Annotated in this window: 15 protein-coding genes and 1 pseudogene; 4 read left to right on the top strand and 12 right to left on the bottom strand. The window is 48.5% G+C overall.

Going from position 1 to position 17,700, the window contains the following annotated elements; all coding sequences use genetic code 11:
* Positions 1–1,206: an ISL3 family transposase gene (locus ACDC99_RS00695; protein ID WP_042517111.1), complete on the bottom strand. Its 1,206-nt coding sequence runs from the start codon at positions 1,204–1,206 to the stop codon at positions 1–3.
* Positions 1,207–1,487: 281 nt separating this feature from the next.
* Positions 1,488–1,670, bottom strand: a complete 183-nt coding sequence (locus tag ACDC99_RS00690; RefSeq protein WP_044080291.1) for a hypothetical protein — start codon at positions 1,668–1,670, stop codon at positions 1,488–1,490.
* 1,015 nt (positions 1,671–2,685) lie between these two features.
* Between ACDC99_RS00690 and ACDC99_RS00685 the strand changes: the two genes are divergently transcribed.
* On the top strand, positions 2,686–3,183 hold the full coding sequence (locus ACDC99_RS00685; RefSeq protein WP_370755361.1) for a very short patch repair endonuclease: 498 nt from the start codon (positions 2,686–2,688) through the stop codon (positions 3,181–3,183).
* Positions 3,184–3,206: 23 nt separating this feature from the next.
* Here the strand turns inward: ACDC99_RS00685 and ACDC99_RS00680 are convergent, their stop codons facing one another.
* The 5 genes from ACDC99_RS00680 to ACDC99_RS00660 form a co-directional block, all read right to left on the bottom strand.
* Positions 3,207–3,983 carry a class I SAM-dependent methyltransferase gene (locus ACDC99_RS00680; RefSeq protein ID WP_370755359.1) on the bottom strand — a complete coding sequence of 259 codons (777 nt, stop codon included), beginning with the start codon at positions 3,981–3,983 and terminating at the stop codon, positions 3,207–3,209.
* A 317-nt stretch (positions 3,984–4,300) separates the two neighbouring features.
* Positions 4,301–6,676, bottom strand: coding sequence for an FtsX-like permease family protein (locus tag ACDC99_RS00675; RefSeq protein ID WP_370755357.1), 2,376 nt, complete (start codon positions 6,674–6,676; stop codon positions 4,301–4,303).
* A 17-nt stretch (positions 6,677–6,693) separates the two neighbouring features.
* Positions 6,694–7,371 (bottom strand): ABC transporter ATP-binding protein, encoded by a 678-nt coding sequence (locus ACDC99_RS00670; RefSeq protein WP_022315697.1) that lies wholly within the window; start codon positions 7,369–7,371, stop codon positions 6,694–6,696.
* A 54-nt stretch (positions 7,372–7,425) separates the two neighbouring features.
* Positions 7,426–8,673: an efflux RND transporter periplasmic adaptor subunit gene (locus ACDC99_RS00665; protein WP_370755354.1), complete on the bottom strand. Its 1,248-nt coding sequence runs from the start codon at positions 8,671–8,673 to the stop codon at positions 7,426–7,428.
* 13 nt (positions 8,674–8,686) lie between these two features.
* Positions 8,687–10,000: a TolC family protein gene (locus ACDC99_RS00660; protein WP_022315695.1), complete on the bottom strand. Its 1,314-nt coding sequence runs from the start codon at positions 9,998–10,000 to the stop codon at positions 8,687–8,689.
* Positions 10,001–10,204: 204 nt separating this feature from the next.
* Here ACDC99_RS00660 and ACDC99_RS00655 point away from each other — a divergent pair, with 204 nt between their 5' ends.
* From ACDC99_RS00655 to ACDC99_RS00645, 3 genes and pseudogenes are all read left to right on the top strand, one after another.
* Positions 10,205–10,777, top strand: coding sequence for a response regulator (locus ACDC99_RS00655; protein ID WP_288745777.1), 573 nt, complete (start codon positions 10,205–10,207; stop codon positions 10,775–10,777).
* 32 nt (positions 10,778–10,809) lie between these two features.
* A complete protein-coding gene (locus ACDC99_RS00650; RefSeq protein WP_370755353.1) occupies positions 10,810–11,676 on the top strand; it encodes a sensor histidine kinase in 867 nt (288 codons plus the stop codon).
* 161 nt (positions 11,677–11,837) lie between these two features.
* Positions 11,838–12,239: pseudogene (locus ACDC99_RS00645) on the top strand (IS982 family transposase); the annotation flags it as partial.
* Positions 12,240–13,946: 1,707 nt separating this feature from the next.
* Here the strand turns inward: ACDC99_RS00645 and ACDC99_RS00640 are convergent.
* The 5 genes from ACDC99_RS00640 to ACDC99_RS00620 all read right to left on the bottom strand — a co-directional run bounded on the left by ACDC99_RS00640 (position 13,947) and on the right by ACDC99_RS00620 (position 17,697).
* Positions 13,947–14,501 carry a murein L,D-transpeptidase catalytic domain-containing protein gene (locus ACDC99_RS00640; RefSeq protein WP_370755351.1) on the bottom strand — a complete coding sequence of 185 codons (555 nt, stop codon included), beginning with the start codon at positions 14,499–14,501 and terminating at the stop codon, positions 13,947–13,949.
* 116 nt (positions 14,502–14,617) lie between these two features.
* Positions 14,618–15,958 (bottom strand): hypothetical protein, encoded by a 1,341-nt coding sequence (locus ACDC99_RS00635; protein WP_370755349.1) that lies wholly within the window; start codon positions 15,956–15,958, stop codon positions 14,618–14,620.
* Positions 15,959–16,042: 84 nt separating this feature from the next.
* Positions 16,043–16,387 carry a hypothetical protein gene (locus tag ACDC99_RS00630; protein ID WP_022317169.1) on the bottom strand — a complete coding sequence of 115 codons (345 nt, stop codon included), beginning with the start codon at positions 16,385–16,387 and terminating at the stop codon, positions 16,043–16,045.
* A gap of 125 nt (positions 16,388–16,512) precedes the next feature.
* A complete protein-coding gene (locus ACDC99_RS00625; protein WP_370755346.1) occupies positions 16,513–17,487 on the bottom strand; it encodes a phosphodiester glycosidase family protein in 975 nt (324 codons plus the stop codon).
* Between the two features lie 6 nt (positions 17,488–17,493).
* Positions 17,494–17,697, bottom strand: a complete 204-nt coding sequence (locus ACDC99_RS00620; protein WP_370755345.1) for a LytTR family transcriptional regulator DNA-binding domain-containing protein — start codon at positions 17,695–17,697, stop codon at positions 17,494–17,496.
* Positions 17,698–17,700: the final 3 nt, after the last annotated feature.

The following is a 17,700-nucleotide window of genomic DNA, read 5'->3' as shown; positions in this document are numbered from 1 at the left end:
TTAAATGCGTAGACGCTTGTCGTGTAGAGCGTATAGCTTTAACGTGAAGAATTCATCATTTCTGAATCCATACATTTGTCTTTTCAGCACTTTAATCTTGTTGTTTATACCTTCAGTAGGGCCATTTGATATCGGGTAGTCATACCATGCAAGTATATATGGCTTGTAGGCCCGCAAGGTAGCAGCCATTTTGACCAATGGCTGTATTTTTGAATCCATGGCCTGCCGCACCCATTCGTTTAGCACCAATTCTGCATCATCCTTGTTGGTTTGGTTCCATATTTCCCTCAAGTCTTCTTTCAGGTAATATGCAATCATCAACGGTTCATTCAAGTTCAGCACATTGTCAAGTCTTGTCTTGTATTTTGCGTCAAAGATGTCGTTGCCGTTTCTCAGCAATATCCAGCGCGTGCCCTTGATTACCTTACGCTTGTTAACGTCTTTCTCAGCATGCCACAACTGGCGGCGCAACTGGTCTATCCTTTCATTCATGAGCTTTACCACATGAAAATGATCCACGACAAGAGAGGCATTGGGGAGATTTGCCGTTACCGCCCCCGTATAAGCAGACGACAAGTCTGTGCATACGGCTTTTATGTCATTCTTTCTGTCTCCGAGCTTGTTCCAGAATTCCTCAAGCGAAGCCTTGCCGTTACCGTCACCTACAAAGACAATCCGCCCGGTTTCCAAGTCTACGACTATCGTCTTGTAAACTTGTCCCTTGTGGGTAGCGAACTCGTCTATGGATATGTATCTGAGGTTTGAAAGGTCAGGGCTGCCATACTCCTTTTGCAGGAACTCCATCTGTATGTTCCGCACCATGTCCCAAGATACATCCAGGAACCATGCAATGTCCTGTATAGTTGCAAAGCGCGACAAGTCTATAACCATATTGGCGAAAGCGGTCGTATGCCTGCGCTTGCCTTTTGCGAAATCGACATCCTCGTTCTTTATGCAGCCACAATCAGAACATTTGACACGTTGGATCTTCATCTCGACGAAAGTCTTTGAACAACCTATCGGCACGCTCACAAAGCGTCTGGCCGTGAAACCATTACGGACTACATTATGGCTTCCACACTCCGGACAGCAAAGTTTGTCTGATGGAGTTTGGATATTCAAAACTATTTTATTACTTTCGCAACGCATATCCAAACATTCTTGCAAGGATATGCCAAAAGCTTTATGCATTATGCTGGCATTCATTTATCATTGAGTTTGGTCACTACAAAGATAGATGATGCCAGCTTTATTTTTATCATAATATAAAATTTTTTTTTCTATCTATGCATTTAACGGAAGAACCATTTTTTTCATACCTATATTTATATTTCGGCTGCAAAATTACTGATTTATCGCCGTATAGGTATATTCATAAAATATCACAAGCTGTTCACATTTTCCCTTTGTCGTTTTCTATAGGAGCCAAAATTTATGGTTTTCGATACAAACTTTCCGTTTCGTTTATCCAAATCTTATGGATCTATCTACTTTTGCAGAAGCCATTTCCAGACAGGCACCACCTCTATCGTATGGCCATCTGCCTCTATTTGTGTCTGGTAGTCGCGGGTAATGATGTAGCCTTGGTAGCCGGGAAAGGCTTTCAGAAATTTGACGAGAGCTCCCACTTCTCGCTCATAGGTTGCCTCGTCATTCAGATTATAAGACATCTGGATGGGCAACCGGGCAGATGGAACGAAGAAATATTTTAAAGTATACTTTACAAAAATACAGAAATATTGTTAACTATACTTCGAAATAATTAGTAGTGTCTCCTATTCTAACAGATTGAGCAGAAAGCCATGGCCTATCAGATTATACTTCACAAACTTCGGATTAATCCCAGCACCAAGCGGTATGCCATTTGCCGCAGTATGCCATACAGGAATAATGATACCAGCATCTCTTAGCATCTCCAAAGCATTCTTGACTTGGGCTGTCGTATAACCTCCCTCAACTTGGCTATAAACGAATTTACTACCCTCAATGAAAGCTTGCTTTCTGATTGTCGAATGCAGCTTATCTTATGCAAAGATAGCGCTTTTATCTGAATAAATGCATGATGACCAACTACTATTAAAAAAAAGTCAGAGGCTTTTAGATGCCAAATCATAAAAAAGTCAGAGGCTTTTAGATGCTAAATCATAAAAAAGTCAGAGGTTTTTTTAGGGCGCATTTTAAAAAAGTCAGAGGTTTTCTGGAGTGTCTCCTTATAATATTAGGATAGCAATTTATGATTTTTCTTGATAAACACCAGCTAAATATCTGTCTTACCGGTCATTAGGGCTTGCCTGGATTTTGATTTTTAGAAGAGTGGATTTTGTTTGGCTTTTTTACGGTTGTTACATTTTGCTGATTTAACCCGAATCGGCCATTAGGGCTTGCTTGGATTTTGACTTTTAGAAGAGTGGATTTTGTTTGGCTTTTAATGAGTAATAGCGAGCTATTGCGAAATAAAAACAAGCAAAATACGCCTTATAAAATTCAAAAGACTGCAAGCAGTTATGAAATACCCAATAAAACGTCCTAATGACCGTTTTGGGTTTAATCAAAAGCATTATCTTTGCACCACAAAAAAATGACAATGATGAGGAAAACAAAGGATTGACACCTTTCCACATTCATCCACATAAGGAATGGCATCGCTATATCGGCACGCCACTTCTGGAACACTAAACCTCTGTTATGGACAAGCTGACTAAGGAACAACGCCACCGCTGCATGGCAGCGATACGGGGAAAAGACACCAAACCGGAAATCACGGTCAGAAAATTCCTGTTCAGCCGTGGCTTCCGCTATCGGCTGAACCATCCGCGTCTGCCCGGTCATCCGGATATCGTAATGCGCAAATACCGCACGTGCATCTTCGTCAACGGATGCTTCTGGCATGGACACGAGGGGTGCAGATACTACGTGCTGCCAAAGACGAACACTGAGTCCTGGAAAGCGAAGATTGAACGCAACAAAGCCCGCGACATTGAGGAGCAACACCAACTTGCCGCTATGGGATGGCACTGCATCACCGTATGGGAATGCCAGCTGAAGCCGGCTGTAAGGGAGCAGACCTTAGAGTCGCTGGCGCACACTCTGAACAACATATTCCTGAACGACCGCAGCATCAAACGATACACCCTGCCGGAAGAGGAAACGATGATGGCCGCGGAACCGGACAACAAGCTATAACAACTTCATTATCCATTTTCGCCCTACTCGGGCACCCTTACCACATCCACCACATGGCTGCCGGCTCCTATCAGGTCGGACCGCTCTGATATCACCTTCTGGTATTCTATAAACCGGGCGAAGGTCTCGTCGCTCATGCGGTTGAGCCGTGTGCGCATATAGTCGGAGGCTCCGTCGGGCGAGAAGATGGTAACCCGATCCAGTCCGGCACTCTTGTCCAGACGGTTGATGTCATCGATGCGCACATAGTCGTAGAGCTCGTCTGCCTGCGCCTGGATGTGGAAATCCTTGTCCACAGCACCCCTCTCCAGCAGCCCCACGATGCGGTCCTCGTCGAAACAATACGACAGGATGCTGTATTCATTCATCAGATACGCCACGAAAATCAGTCCGCCAGGCTTCGTCACACGCTTCGCCTCATTCAGCGCCTTCAGCTTCTCTTCATCTCCTATCAGATGATACAGCGGACCGAGCAGCAGCGTCACGTCTGCCGTTGCCGAAGGGACAAACGGCATGTCTCTCGCATCGCCCTGCACCACATCGGCTGTAGGCTCACGCTTCAGAAACACCTCTATGTTGCGGCGTACCAGCTCCACCGCCTTCACCCTATAGCCCTCTGCCATGAGTGCCGAAGTGTAGCGGCCCGTCCCGGCGCCGATGTCAAGAAGAAAGTAGTCGGACTTCAGAAACCGGCGCAGATGGTGCATAGTGGTTTCAAACTCTACGATACCGTGCCTACGCTGCAGGCGCAGGTCTTCAGGATGCTTGTTGTAATGCTTCTCTATATTGGATAGTGCCATATATGATTTCTTGAAAACTCCCAACAAAGATAATCATAACTCTCAACTTTCCAACGTTAATTTCTCGTTTTTTTGTTCTACCCAAGCATTTATCGGTCAAGCAAAGGACTACCAATCGCAGGTTAACCTTTGCTTTACCGAAATTATATTGAGCACCTCATACAACATATATGCCACACTAAAAACTTGTTCTCGTTGTGCGAATATTGGCGGTATTCAAAAGGATGAGACAAGAGCTAAAAGCTCAATATCAAAAAAGATAGAAAGGAACACTATTCACCTTGCTCGAGTCGGCATCCAACTTATAGCAATAGCTTTCACTCCGTTTTTATGCTCTCCACCGGATTCTCCGTGGCTACGCACCACGACTGTGCTACTACCGTAAGAACAACTACAGCCGATACGCCCACGAAGCTCAGCGGAAAGAGCCACCAATAAATCGGTGTGTGCTCGGCGAAGCTCTGCAGCCATTGGCGGCTCAGCCAATAGCCGAGCGGTGCGGCAATGACGAACGATACGACGAGAGGCACGCTATAGCGCACGGCAAACAACCGCACCACCGCCCCCACCGAGGAACCCATCACTTTGCGGATGCCTATCTCCTTGCGACGATATTCGGTTTCGAACATCGTGAGCGAGAACACTCCTATGATGGTTATTATGATGCAGATGATGGCGAAGAGCTTAACCTGGGAGATGAAGCGGAACTCATCCACGTAGGTCCGCTGCAGCGCATCGTCGAAGAACTTCATCTTATAGTCGCCGAATGAGGCATCCAGACGGTTGAGCACCTTTTCTATGCCTCGCTTTGCCTCTATCTTGTCATGTCCCTCTGCCACACGCACGAAGAGATTATAACAGCGGTCGCCCATGCGACTCATTGCCAAAGGGTCCAACACGAGGAAAGCGACGGAGAGGATGCTGTTATCGTTGCGTACCGACTTCATCCTGAAGTTGTTGCACACTCCAACGATGAGGTAGTTATGGTCGCCCCATTCGCTCCGGCTGCCTATCGAGTCGCCCACGTGCAGCCATTTGTATTTGTCCATCATCGTGCGGTTCAGGATATACGCCCCTGTCTGGCTGTCCGACTCCTTGAAGTCGCGTCCCTCCTCAATCTTCAGTCCCATCGTGCGCAGATATCCGGGGTCGCACAGCATCACCTGCATGTTCATCGACTTGTCGCCGTTGCCGCGAAACCACCCCATATATTGGTCGCCGACGCCTATTGCATCCTGTGCATACCCCACGCTCTCCACGTATGGCAGCTTCTGCAGTTCTGCCCGTATGGCAGTTTTCTTCTGACAAGCCTCCGCTGTGAGTCCGGTGAAGAGCACCTCGTTCTTGGCGAAGCCGTAGTCGCTGTTGAAGATGTAGTTCGACTGGCTCGCCATCACACCGATATATATCGCCAGGACGAAAGCCACGCAGAACTGCACTCCCATTATCGCCATGCGCAGTTTCCTGCCGCGCGGTGATAGTCCGAAGGAGCCTTTCAGCACCATTGCCGGTGTGAACGACGTGCTGTACCATGCCGGCACGACAGCCGACAGGGCACCCACAGCCAGCGCTGCCACTGCCATTACAGTAGTTAGCATTGCATTTGCCCCGAAACTGATGTCTCCCGACACGAGATTCATGCAGGTCTCGCTGCGCTGGAAACCCATCACGATGAGGAAGGCCATGAGGAGACCTATAAAGGCGATGCCCACATTCTCCATTATCATCTGCAGACGCAGACTGCTCTGCGAGGCTCCCATCACGCGGCGTGTGTTTATGCTGCGTATGCGCATCGGCACTTCGGAGAGCGTGAAGTTCAACAGATTCAGCAGAGCTATGAACAGGATGAATACCGATGCCACGGTGAGCACATTCACCAGGTTGCGGTTGCCCTTGTCGCCTAAGCCTACGCCGGAGAAATATATATCATCTACCGGGGTGAGCCGGAAGCTCTGACCATATTCCTTCTCGAATTTCTTCTCGTCGGTATACCCCGTCTGCCTCATCACTTCCTTCTTGAACGCACGCTCCACAACCGCCTTGTTAGCCGAATCGTCAAGGCGTACGAATATGTTGAAGCTCCACTCCGATGCGTCGCCGGCATCCTTCGGGTTCTCACACATATAGAGTCCGTTGCCAATGGAGCAGTTGTCGGGCATGTCTTCGCTCACTCCAACAACGGTGATGGACTTATCCACACCGTTTTCCTTCAGGGTGAACGTCTTGCCCACCGCCTTGTCTGTTCCGAAGAGTTTCCCGGCTGTGCTGCGGTTTACGATAGCCATCGCGCCGTAGTCCCAGGTCTTGCTGCTGCCGTACAGCAGCTTGCCGCAGAAGAATTCCACGCCGGGTTTCGACATACCTATATATAATACATTTATAGTGTTTTCGCCGACGGTCACGTCTGTCTGCCTGTTGTATGCCATGTTCACCGTCTGTTCCACATGAGGTATCTCCTTTATTATCTCCTCGTATGGGCGACAGATATGGCATCCCCATTTGTTGTCGAAAAGTGCGGTCTTCACTTCGAGCCGGAACGTGCGGTCGTGGTCCTTGATGTTGTAGTTGTATGTGCGGTTATATATCACCTGTGTCATGAACAGATAGAACGTCGCCACTGCCACTCCCAGTCCGAGCAGGTTGAGCAGCGTTGCCAGGCGGTAGCGGCGGAACAGATACAGTAAGCTTTTCATACGCCATTCCTCCTTTCTCAAAGAATATTATTGTTGTCCACCACCTGTCCGTCGAACAGGTTTATGATGCGGCTTGCCATCTGGGCATCGTGCTGCGAGTGGGTCACCATCACTATCGTCGTGCCTTCGGCATTGAGCTGTGCGAGGAGTTCCATCACGGCGAGTCCGCTCTTGGAGTCGAGGTTTCCCGTCGGCTCGTCGGCGAGGATGAGCTTCGGTTTGCCCACCACGGCACGTGCTATGGCAACACGCTGCTGCTGTCCGCCCGACAGTTGCTGCGGGTAATGTTTGGCGCGGTGGCTCATAGCCACCTTGCGCAGGATTTCCGTCACTCGTTCGCGGCGTTCCTTTGCCGGTACGCCCATATAGCGGAGCTGCAGGTCTACGTTCTCTTCCACGGTCAGCTCGTCGATGAGGTTGAAGCTCTGGAACACGAAGCCGATGCGTCCGCGGCGGTAGCGTGTGCGTTCCTTCTCCTTCAGTCTTGCCACCGGCTCTCCGTCGAGCCAGCATTCACCGGAGTTGGGGTTGTCGAGAAGTCCGAGGATGTTCAGCAGTGTGGACTTTCCGCAGCCGCTCGGTCCCATTATGGCTACGAACTCTCCGTCGTCCACGTTTATACTAACGCCGTTCAGTGCTACGGTTTCCACTTCTTCCGTGCGGAAGATTTTCGTCAGGTTTTCTGTCTTTATCATTGCAGTATGTTTTTTTATGTCTTGTTGTTTCGATATAAATTGCCGTCGTGCTCTCTATTTGAGTATCAGCACTTCGTTGTCCTTGAATGCTTCGTAGCCGCTCGTCACCACGCGTTCTCCCGGTTCCAGTCCGTCGGTCACCTCATAATACTGCGGGTTCTGCCGTGCTATGCTTATGTTGCGTCGGTAAGCCTTCTTGCCCGATTTGTCGAGCACGAATATCCAGTTGCCGCCAGTGGCTTGGAAGAAGGTGCCGCGCGGTATGAGCGTTGCCTGCTGCGACTTTCCCAATGCCAGTTCCACGTAGTAGGTCTGTCCGCTGCGCATCTGTGCCGGTCGTTCGCCCACGAACACGAAGTCGGTGCGGAAGGAGCCGTTGCGCACCTCCGGATACACCTTGCGCACACGCAGCCGGTATGTCTTGCCGTTGCGGTTTATCGTGGCAAGCAGTCCGGGGCGCACACGGTCGATGTAGTGTTCGTCAATCTGTGCCTGCACCTTGAAGTCGGAGAGGTCGTTTATCTGTCCTATGTTCTGTCCGGCAGAGATGTTCTGTCCCAGTTCCACATCGAGCAGTCCGAGTTCGCCGTCGATAGCCGAACGTATCTCGAGTTTGTTCTTGCGCTCCCGCACGAGCAGCACGTTCTTTCTCATATTGTCGAGGTTGTCCTCCATCTGTGCCATCTGCACCCGGCGGTAGATGCTGTCCTGTCTCAGCCGTTGCGCCACGAGACTTTGCTTGCGTCGTGCCAGCCGGTAGTCCTCCAGGCTCTGTGTGTATGTCTCCTTGCTGATGAGCCTTTCCTTATACAAGCGTGCGTTCTGGTTGCAGGCGCGCTGCTTGCGTTCGCAGTCCATGTCGAGCGTAGCCTGTTCGGTGCGGTTGTTCAGCCGGTCCTGTTGCATTGCCACCTGTGTGTTGCGCAGCAGGTTCTGTTTCTCGGCAAGCTCCGCCTCGGCATTGAGAATCTGCAGGTCGAGGTTGCTGTTGCTCAGTCGCAGTATCACGTCGCCCTTTCTCACACGTGTTCCCTCTTCCACAGGTTTCTCTCTAACTATGCCACCCTCCTCTGGAGAAATCTGCACCACCTGGATAGGCACCACCTGTCCGTTCAGCCGCACGTAGTCGTCGAACCGTCCGTGGGTCACGTTGCTTATCGTCAGGTCGCGCATGTCCACGGTCATTGTGCTTGCCGTCGAACTGAACACTATCCATACGAGTACTGCCGTCAATACCGTTGCCGCAGCTATATACCAAACGTAGCGGCGGAGGAATGTTTTCTTTTCTATCTGTCGGTCCATAATATATTACATTTTATAGTGAGGCTTGCCTGTAGTATGCGAGCAGTCTTCTGTTATACATCATTGTAAGTTGGCTTTGCAGCAGTTTCACTCTCGACTGCAGCAGCGTCACCGCCGCCGTCCTCACGTCGATAGCCGATGCCATGCCCTCCTCAAACTTGCGTGTGGTGATGTGTGCGGCAATGCTGTCCGCCTCCACCTGTTCGTTAGTCTTCAGCATCTCCTTCTCGCTGTTCCGCACGTCGGCAGTGGCTTCTGCCACGAGGCGGCGCAGTTCCGAACGCTCATAGTCGAGCGTCTCACAGGCACGGTCGAGGGCTATGCGGCGCGAGCGCACCGTTGCCAGAGTGGCAAGACGGTTGAAGATTGGTATGCTGAGCGTGAATGCCACATATTCGCCGGCGTTGTTTTTGAACTGCTGGCTGAAAGGCGCATGTCCACTCGTATCCATATTGCGGAAGAACGATGTGGACACGCCGCCGGAAAGAGAGATTTTCGGTAGGAAACCGCCACGGGCTGCCCATAGCCCATAGCGTGCTGCTGCCACTTGGCTTTCTGCCTGGGCTATGCGTGGGTTCCGGGCGAGTGCAGCAGGTGTGACACCGCCGTCAGCCTCTGGCAGGATAGACAGAGTCTCAACAGATGGTCTTTCCACTATCAGTGTGTCTTCGATAGGGAAATTCATCAACTGTTTCAGCGTGAGCAATGCCTTGGTGGCCTGGCTCTGCATGTGGGTCAGTTCGTAGTCGTCGGCGGCAAGAGTGGCGCGCATCTGTGCCACGTCAGCCTCGCTCTTCTGCCCCACCTCTGCCATCACCTCGGTCTGGCGGAGCAGCTGTAGGCTCTCCTCACGCTTCTGCATGGTGTGTTCCACAGCTCCCTGGCAGTAGAGCAGATCCATACACGCCTTGCAGACTTGCAGCGCTGTGGCATCCTTCTCCGCTTGTACTGCCGAGCGTCCCATTGCCACGTTGGCTCGTGCCATGCGCAGCTCGTTGTAGCGTTGCAGTCCGTCGAAGATGGTGAGCGAAGCCTGCAACCCGTATCCGTTATAGAATGTACTGACGTCGGTGTAGGCGTTCGTCTCCGGGTCTACGGCGCGGCCGAAGTTCATCTGTGCACTCACGGAACCGTACACTTCAGGCAGGAAAGCCCCGATGGCACGTGTTTTGGCGGTGCGGTTCTCGTCGAGGTCGAACTGTCTCTGCCGCACGCTGTGGCTATGGTCCGCGGCATACTTCATGCAGCGCTCCACGCTCCACGGTTCTGCTGCCTGCACCGATATGGCGGCTATCAAAAGTAGTGTTGATATGAATGTACGTTTCATTGTCTTTTCGTTTTCTTTTCTATCTGCAAATTTACGCCACGCCATCAACGCCCGGAAGATATTCGCCGGGAAAATAGCCCGTTGTATGATTATCATACAGCATATTGTATGAAAATCATACACTCCGTTTATGAATGCCGTTTCTCTTTGTGTGTTCTGGAAAAAAATGTAACTTTGCCGTATCTCATAAAGACGGAAGTCATTATGGCTGAAGAAACAAGAAAATACACATTAGGAGGTTATATGATAGAAACTTATTGTGACACTATACTGGTGGTGGATGACAACCAGGCAATACTCACGGCCCTGAAGATATGTCTTGCAGGGGCGTTCCGACGTGTGCTCACTCTCGAAAGTCCTGACAACCTTGTTGCCACGCTGAAGAAGGAGGATGTTGATGTGGTACTGCTCGACATGAATTTCTCGCTCGGCGTGAACACAGGACTGGACGGACTGTTCTGGCTGCGCACGCTGAAGAAGCTGTATCCGGATACTCCCGTGGTGCTGATGACGGCATACGCTGATGTGCAGCTGGCTGTGAAAGGACTGAAAAACGGAGCTGCCGACTTTGTGACTAAGCCGTGGGACAACGACGAACTGATTCGCACGTTGCGCGATGCTGTGGAGAAGAACCGTGTGGTGGTGCCGCTCGACAAAATGGAACAGCAGCATGTACATAGAGTGGTGGAGCAATGCCACGGCAATATGAGCCGTGCTGCCGAACTATTGGGCATAACGAGACAGACGCTCTACAGAAAGTTGAAAACAGACAACTGACCCCGAAACTTTCAAATATAATACCACACGATATGACACCTTATTATATTATAGCATTTCTCATCGTCATCCTCGCAGTGATAATCATTTGGGAGTGGCGCCACCAGCGGCGTCTCTCCAGTCGTGTACGGCTGATGCGTGAGGCTCTGCGCAACCGTGACTTCATGTTCCGTCTGCCCACCGATGGTATTATGCCGGGCGAACGCGACCTGCAGACGATGCTCAACGATATGGGTGGCGAGATAAACCAGCTCATGGCGCGCAGCGAAGTGGAGTCGTGGCAGCGGCTCACCCGTGTGCTTACCCACGAGATTATGAATGCCGTAACGCCGATACAGAGCATAGCGCAGGCTTACATGGGCAGTACGATGGTGAAGCAGACTCCGCTCGAAGAGGGCATACGAGCCATCTACGACACCACGCGCAGCCTGTCAGCCTTTGTGGAGAGCTACCGCAAGATGACGCAGCTGCAGACTGTGACTATAGAGGAAATAGAACTTGAGCGTATGGTTGCCAATCTGAAGTCGCTCTATCCCAAGCTTTCCTGGCATGTGGACCTCGGTGCAATCCGCACTCTGCGTGCCGATGCAAGCATGATGCATCAGGTACTGACAAACATCGTGAAGAACGCCGTTGAAGCCGGAGCGCACGACATCAGCCTTACCGTCACTGCCGATGCCGGCTATACGCAACTGCTGATAAGCAACAATGGTTCGCCGATACCAGCCGAAGTGGTACGCGAGGTGTTCGTGCCTTTCTTCACCACCAAGCGTTCCGGTTCCGGCATCGGTCTGTCGCTTGCCCGTCAGATGATGATGGCACAGGGCGGAAACCTGACACTCGCTGACACGCCACAGCCCGGCTGCCACACGACATTCGTTATAATAATAAAGAGTTGACGAGTTGACAAGTAGACGAGGAAATATGCATTACTTGTTTATGAAACGAAAACAACTTTTGTCATGGAAAAACGAATCTCCTCGTCAACTTGTCTCTTGTCAACTCGTCTCTCGTCAACTTAATTTATACCCGTTGGCGGAATTAATTTAAGTTGATAAATATGAGTAAAAGGTTGTATATATCGCTGATTTTTAGTAACTTAGTGGTGACCAAAACATTAAGTTCAAACCATCGTATGTACAACCTTTACACAAAATTCGTCAAAATACTTGAGATATGCAAGCAATTCTCTGAAAATCTCGTCAACGAATCTGGTAATGTTCCACGTCGTGGTCCTGTTCCCAAGTTTTCGGATTTGGAAGTGGTGGCGCTATCCCTGACGGCAGAGACCGAGAGCATTGATAGTGAGAAGTGGTTGTTCGACTATAAATTGCAAGAATACAAGGACAGCATTCCCAATCTCATATCAAGGAGACAGTTCAATGACCGCAGGAAGAAAACGGCAGGCCTGTGTGAGGAACTGCGCAAGAGGATTGCCATGGAAATGGATGGCGGAGAGGAAAATTAATTCCGCCAACAGGTTTATTATTGTTTTTCTGAAACAAAGTGTCATAGTATCATTTTGAGCTTCACTTTAGGACCTAAAGTACAGGCCACCAAAGAATTACGCCAATGTTACTTTTCTGAATATTTTACAGAAAAGTAACATTGAAGTATCATAGAAGTATCATCGGGGGGTATCTTGGTTTTTGTCTAAAGATTATCCAGCATAGAAATCAGCAAGGGAAAAGGGAGTGCCACAAGCATCATTGGCAAGGAGAACAAAAAAGTGCAAGAAATGGGCACGGTGCTTGCCCATGTTGGGTAACGTGCTTGCCCCAGTTGGGCACGGTGCTTGCCCCTGTTGGGCAGAATCCGTGTATGAAAAGTGCCCAAAACATTAGCCCCAATCGTTCATCAGACCGTTCTATGTAATATGTAGCAACAGCTTGCAGTCTTTTGCTTTTAGAGAGTGGATTTTGTTTGGGTTTAATTCGCAATAGCTTGCAGTTATGTTTTCTATGCTTCGTGTAGGGGTATTATAACCTGTGGTTTTTTACCCTAAAGCGATATGTTTGACATTTACAAACCGCCGACTTTATACCCGTTTCCCACCTGTTTGCATCCATTTATTGATAATATGAACTAATGATTCTTGGATTTTGATTTGATTTAGTTGGATTTGCAAGTGTTGGGGCACTTCCTTTCCTTAGCCAATGATTTTAGACAAAAACCGGGATAGACACCTGTATCCTTTTGCGAGCCTTACGGCTTGATTCCTGCCGTACAGGTCGACCTTACGAGAGCGAGCTATCGACTGTCACCCTGCACGCCACTAATCGGTGGCGACTATGTCACCACCTCGCAAAAGCATACAAGCGATAAACCAAGATAAACCGGCTGCGCATGAAGTTTTTAATTATGACTCCGCCAATAGACTTCAGCCCCCACCTAGCCTCCCCCGAAGGATAACCCATCCTAGCCTTCCCCAAGGGAAGGAACTGGTTACTATGGCTAAATGACTTCAGCCCCCACCTAGCCTCCCCCGAAGGATAACCCATCCTAGCCTTCCCCAAGGGAAGGAACTGGTTACTATGGCTAAATGACATCAGCCCCCACCTAGCCTCCCCCGAAGGATAACCCATCCTAGCCTTCCCCAAGGGAAGGAACTGGTTACTATGGCTAAATGACATCAGCCCCCACCTAGCCTCCCCCGAAGGGGAGGGACAGATACTCTTGTTACCTGATTATCAGAGTGTTATCGACATTCAAGGTAACCAGCTTCTCCCCTACGGGGGAGAACGAGAGGGGGCTGATGTTCATTGGCTAAGGAAAAGGGAGTGCCACAAGCACTCGCAAATCCACGAAAATCCTGATAGAAATCCAATAACCATTTACCAACTACTTTTGCCGTACAAAATCAGAATGCAGGGTGGTCAGTTGCTCCATAACATAGTACAGATCCATGTAGCTGTATGACTTTGGAGCCAAGACTATAATCTAAGAAAATGAACTATTGTTTTCTGTTTATATTCTCATTGCCTTTGTATTATGTTTATGAATTGTCTTTATGAAAGAGGATAATACTTCATCATGACCACTATCTTACCATAATTATTCAAATGCCTATAAGTCAAATATGACTCTGAAAGTTGTATCTTCATGTAGCAATATTGATTTTCAAGATGTTACATAACTTTTATAGGCGTTGAAATATATTGTCTACTTGTCATTTATATTTAGCATAAAGCATCACAGGCCTATGCTTAGAAGCTCCACGATATATCTCCATCACTTTCGTCACACAATCTCTCGATACCGTGAAGCAGCCACGGCTCTCGGAGCCTATCGGGATATACTCCCTATCGCCAGAGAATCTTGTGACTTTTCTTGCTGAATGAATCAAGATACCACGAGTCTCAGCAAGATAATTGGTCTTGTCAAGACCACGAAGACGGATGCTCTTCTTAAATTTACAACCCTTTCCTACCATCACATACCGTCCAAGGCTGGAGCATCCGCTGCCGACCTCATTGCTGAACTTCGGAGTGGCATCCGTGTTCCCCTTGCCACTGCCGTGCATACAATAGCTGCTCAACACACGCTTTCCATGCTGCAGGTCGTAGATGAAGAACCGCTTCTTGCCCGAGGGAATGGAGAAATCCACCAGGATATAATAATCTGTACTATACCCTCGTCGCTCGCAATAGTCTCGTACTTGCGAGAGATTCTCGCAATCCACATTGCCATACCATTCCTTGACATCGACGTAATTCTTATACAATGGCTTAGTGTACCTGTTATAAATGGGAGGCACAAAAGGGATGCTAACAATCAGCAGCGATATGACAACCAGCAATATGATATATATCCTTTTCATCGTTCTCTTGTATGTTTGGTTTATGAAATGTCCTCCTTCAATTTAATTTGTCTCTTTGTTATTGCGAATAATATCCAACTGAAAAACGCGCTGGTCAAGATAGGCGCACAATAGACGATGAAGTTCGTTGCACAATACCCTATGCCTGTAAACCCTGATAAGTATTGAGTGTCTTTTACCAAAATCGATGCACATTCCTCTGAAGGTATGCCAATAAATCGTCCCCATACTAAAGCTGTTGCCAAGGCATTCATTATCAGCCATGCAAGACAAATGTAGAAGAGGTGTCTGTATTTGGTCGTTTTATATAATGGAGACCGATCTTTAAGTGCGTCGATTCCCCTCCATGACCGTATAAAAGCAGGCAGAGCGAAGATTACGGGGAACAGCCATGCCAAGTAAACGAATATCACTATAAATGCAGCGTTGTACGAAATACAAAGCATAACCGCTAAGTCGGCATTGATGGCACACAACAAGACATATGGATAGTACAAATATGATGTAGGAATAGAGAGCGTCATGTTCATATAAACACTGTAACGTATTACTTCTACAACCAGCAAGACCAATATCGCGTAAATCACCAACGTTTTTTTCTTTAATAACGGATATAAAGCAAGACAAATACTGGTGATAGCCAGTATCACCATGCTCCCCCACATGGTGTATTCTGCATGGGATGGACTAAGGAAAATAATTCCTTCGTTGTCAAGCACCATGTTGTAAGCACGCATTTCCACACCATCTAAGCCTGCATTAAAAAGCCCGTAAAGAAGAATTGCCGCAAGACCTATGGCTATAGGAGCCAACACATAATGGCGCCGCCATACCAAAATGATGCTTGCTGCAACGGAAAATGCGCAACATATAGCCATTTCGGTTGAGAACGACCAACAAAACAACAATGCCATTAGTATGGCAACAATTACCCAAATGATTATGGACGCAAAAGGCAAACAAAGGCAACAAAGACTCCACCAAAGAGAAGATATCCAATCTTGCACCTTACTAATAGCGTTGTTGTCATAAGCATTCGCATAATAGTCGGTGTTCTTTTCAAGATATTCCTTTACCATACGGCGCTTTACCAGTTCTTTCTTCAACCTGTTGCCCTTTACTTTTTCCACTTCTGGCGCAACAGCCTCAATAGCCTCTTCCATTTGTTTTTTACGCCGTTCTTCACTTTTGCCGAGCATCTTATGTAGTTTCACATACAATGCTGCAATACAAATGCCACCGATACCTGCAGCCAAAATCAGCCATTTCCAATGAATGTATTGGAAACCGTTGAAGCAACACCACCATATAATTACCGCAAAGCAAACGCATGGCAAGGCAATTCTAATAAATTTCTGCATATGACACTCTACACTAATGTATTAAAAATACTAAAGCCCACATGGCGACACTCAAAAGAGTAGCCTCATGTAGGCTTTGCCTGCTTACTGCTTTGTTACGGTGGCCTTGCGCATGTTTATGTTGAACGTACCAAGTGAGGTCTTCACCTTGTACACACCGTTCTTGGCGGCAACGAGCTTGGCAGTCATACCCATGAAAGAGAAGCTTCCGTCTTCATTCTTGTTGATGTTGTAACGGCCGAGAGGGGTGTTCACCACGATATGGCTCTTGGTCACTTTCACCACCCCATAAGTAGTGCCCGAAGGAGCATTCTTCACCTTCTGAACCACTTCCTTGGCAGCAGTCTGTACATTGTCGTTACTACCCTTTGCAAAACTTGCTGTGCTGGTTGCTACAACCATCAGCAGCGCAATCATTAACTTCTTCATTGTCTTCTATTGTTTTTTAATGGTTTTGTCTTATTGACAATGCAAAGGTAGTGTGGCTTTTCTGAACCGAGAAACTTTCCGAGGTGGCTTGTACAAGATGCCGGGTTTATTGTATATCTTGGCAATTATCGCTTCCTAAGCACCAGCCAAGGAGCTACACCGTGGTGCTTGTCGGTGCGATACTTGGCGGCTTTATCCGTGAAGTAGGCGGTGCCGTCGGGAGCACGGTAGAAACCGCTCTCGTTGCCACCGGTAAGGTATATGGCATCCACATAGCCATATTCGCGCAAGGCATCGGCGAAGTCCCACAGGGTTTCGGGGTGGCGGGTCGCGATGATACAAAGACGGCCATCAGCGGTACGTGCAAGGGCTTTGCGTTCCACCTTGCCATGCAGGAAGAAACGCTGAGGCAGTTCGCCGTTGGACACGAGCACAAACTGGCGGAAGTAAGAGCCGTCACGCGCTACCATGTGCTCACACATATCGTCAAAACGAGATATGCCGATGACCATATTGCCCTTGGCTATGGCGCAATAGCCAAGACGCGACACATCGCTCCGTTTCTGCTCGCCGTCGACGACCAACGAGCCGATATACTTGCCCATGGCGGTATAGTCGGCAGTACGGGTGTACATCAGCACACTATGGTCGGCGGTATCGGGTTCCTGAAGCGACAACTCAGCCTGCACGTTATGCAGTTCATAGATGTCAAGTGCCACGCCGAGCACAGAGTCGGTCTTAAGCACTACTGCCGACGACTCGTTTTGCGCCTTCATATCGTCTAACTTCTTTATATTTTCTTTCGGCGATACGGAAATGCTCACACCTATATTATAATAGTAGTTGTAGAGGCGTATGACTTTGTAGCAGCCAAATACTAGCATCACGGTTGCCACAAACCACATGATAGCCAAATTCCACTTCGGCAACCCACCTCGTTTTTTGATGGAATCCGACGAAGAATTGGGCTTCATTTCGCCACTACTCTCTATAATAATCGTGGGTTCGTCGAGAAGCTCTTGCGAAGAAGTGCTGTTATCATCATTCTCTATCGCGAAAATAGGCTTCTCCTGTATGTCGTTACCTTCTGTATATTTCATAATCATTTACTTTTCCTGTTCCAAAATTGTCTTTAACTCCTTGAGTGCTTCCTTCGAAGCTTTTAACCTAAACCCTTGATTCATACGATGATCCATTAGCTTCAAATCTTGGTTGGTAATGTTGATGGCGTAAACATAATTTGTGTTTACTATCAGACTCTTGCCAACACGCGTAAAGAAATTCTGCTTCAGTTTGTTAAAGGCTTCCACAAA

It is taken from the genome of Prevotella pectinovora, assembly GCF_041323955.1.
Lineage (GTDB): Bacteria > Bacteroidota > Bacteroidia > Bacteroidales > Bacteroidaceae > Prevotella > Prevotella pectinovora.
This window is presented reverse-complemented; position numbering and strand designations above follow the sequence as displayed.

Coding starts and splice junctions, on each gene's coding strand:
- ACDC99_RS00695 (WP_042517111.1), bottom strand. CDS start 1,206: ATGAATGCCAGCATAATGCATAAAGCTTTTGGCATATCCTTGCAAGAA.
- ACDC99_RS00690 (WP_044080291.1), bottom strand. CDS start 1,670: ATGTCTTATAATCTGAATGACGAGGCAACCTATGAGCGAGAAGTGGGA.
- ACDC99_RS00685 (WP_370755361.1), top strand. CDS start 2,686: ATGGACAAGCTGACTAAGGAACAACGCCACCGCTGCATGGCAGCGATA.
- ACDC99_RS00680 (WP_370755359.1), bottom strand. CDS start 3,983: ATGGCACTATCCAATATAGAGAAGCATTACAACAAGCATCCTGAAGAC.
- ACDC99_RS00675 (WP_370755357.1), bottom strand. CDS start 6,676: ATGAAAAGCTTACTGTATCTGTTCCGCCGCTACCGCCTGGCAACGCTG.
- ACDC99_RS00670 (WP_022315697.1), bottom strand. CDS start 7,371: ATGATAAAGACAGAAAACCTGACGAAAATCTTCCGCACGGAAGAAGTG.
- ACDC99_RS00665 (WP_370755354.1), bottom strand. CDS start 8,673: ATGGACCGACAGATAGAAAAGAAAACATTCCTCCGCCGCTACGTTTGG.
- ACDC99_RS00660 (WP_022315695.1), bottom strand. CDS start 10,000: ATGAAACGTACATTCATATCAACACTACTTTTGATAGCCGCCATATCG.
- ACDC99_RS00655 (WP_288745777.1), top strand. CDS start 10,205: ATGGCTGAAGAAACAAGAAAATACACATTAGGAGGTTATATGATAGAA.
- ACDC99_RS00650 (WP_370755353.1), top strand. CDS start 10,810: ATGACACCTTATTATATTATAGCATTTCTCATCGTCATCCTCGCAGTG.
- ACDC99_RS00635 (WP_370755349.1), bottom strand. CDS start 15,958: ATGCAGAAATTTATTAGAATTGCCTTGCCATGCGTTTGCTTTGCGGTA.
- ACDC99_RS00630 (WP_022317169.1), bottom strand. CDS start 16,387: ATGAAGAAGTTAATGATTGCGCTGCTGATGGTTGTAGCAACCAGCACA.
- ACDC99_RS00625 (WP_370755346.1), bottom strand. CDS start 17,487: ATGAAATATACAGAAGGTAACGACATACAGGAGAAGCCTATTTTCGCG.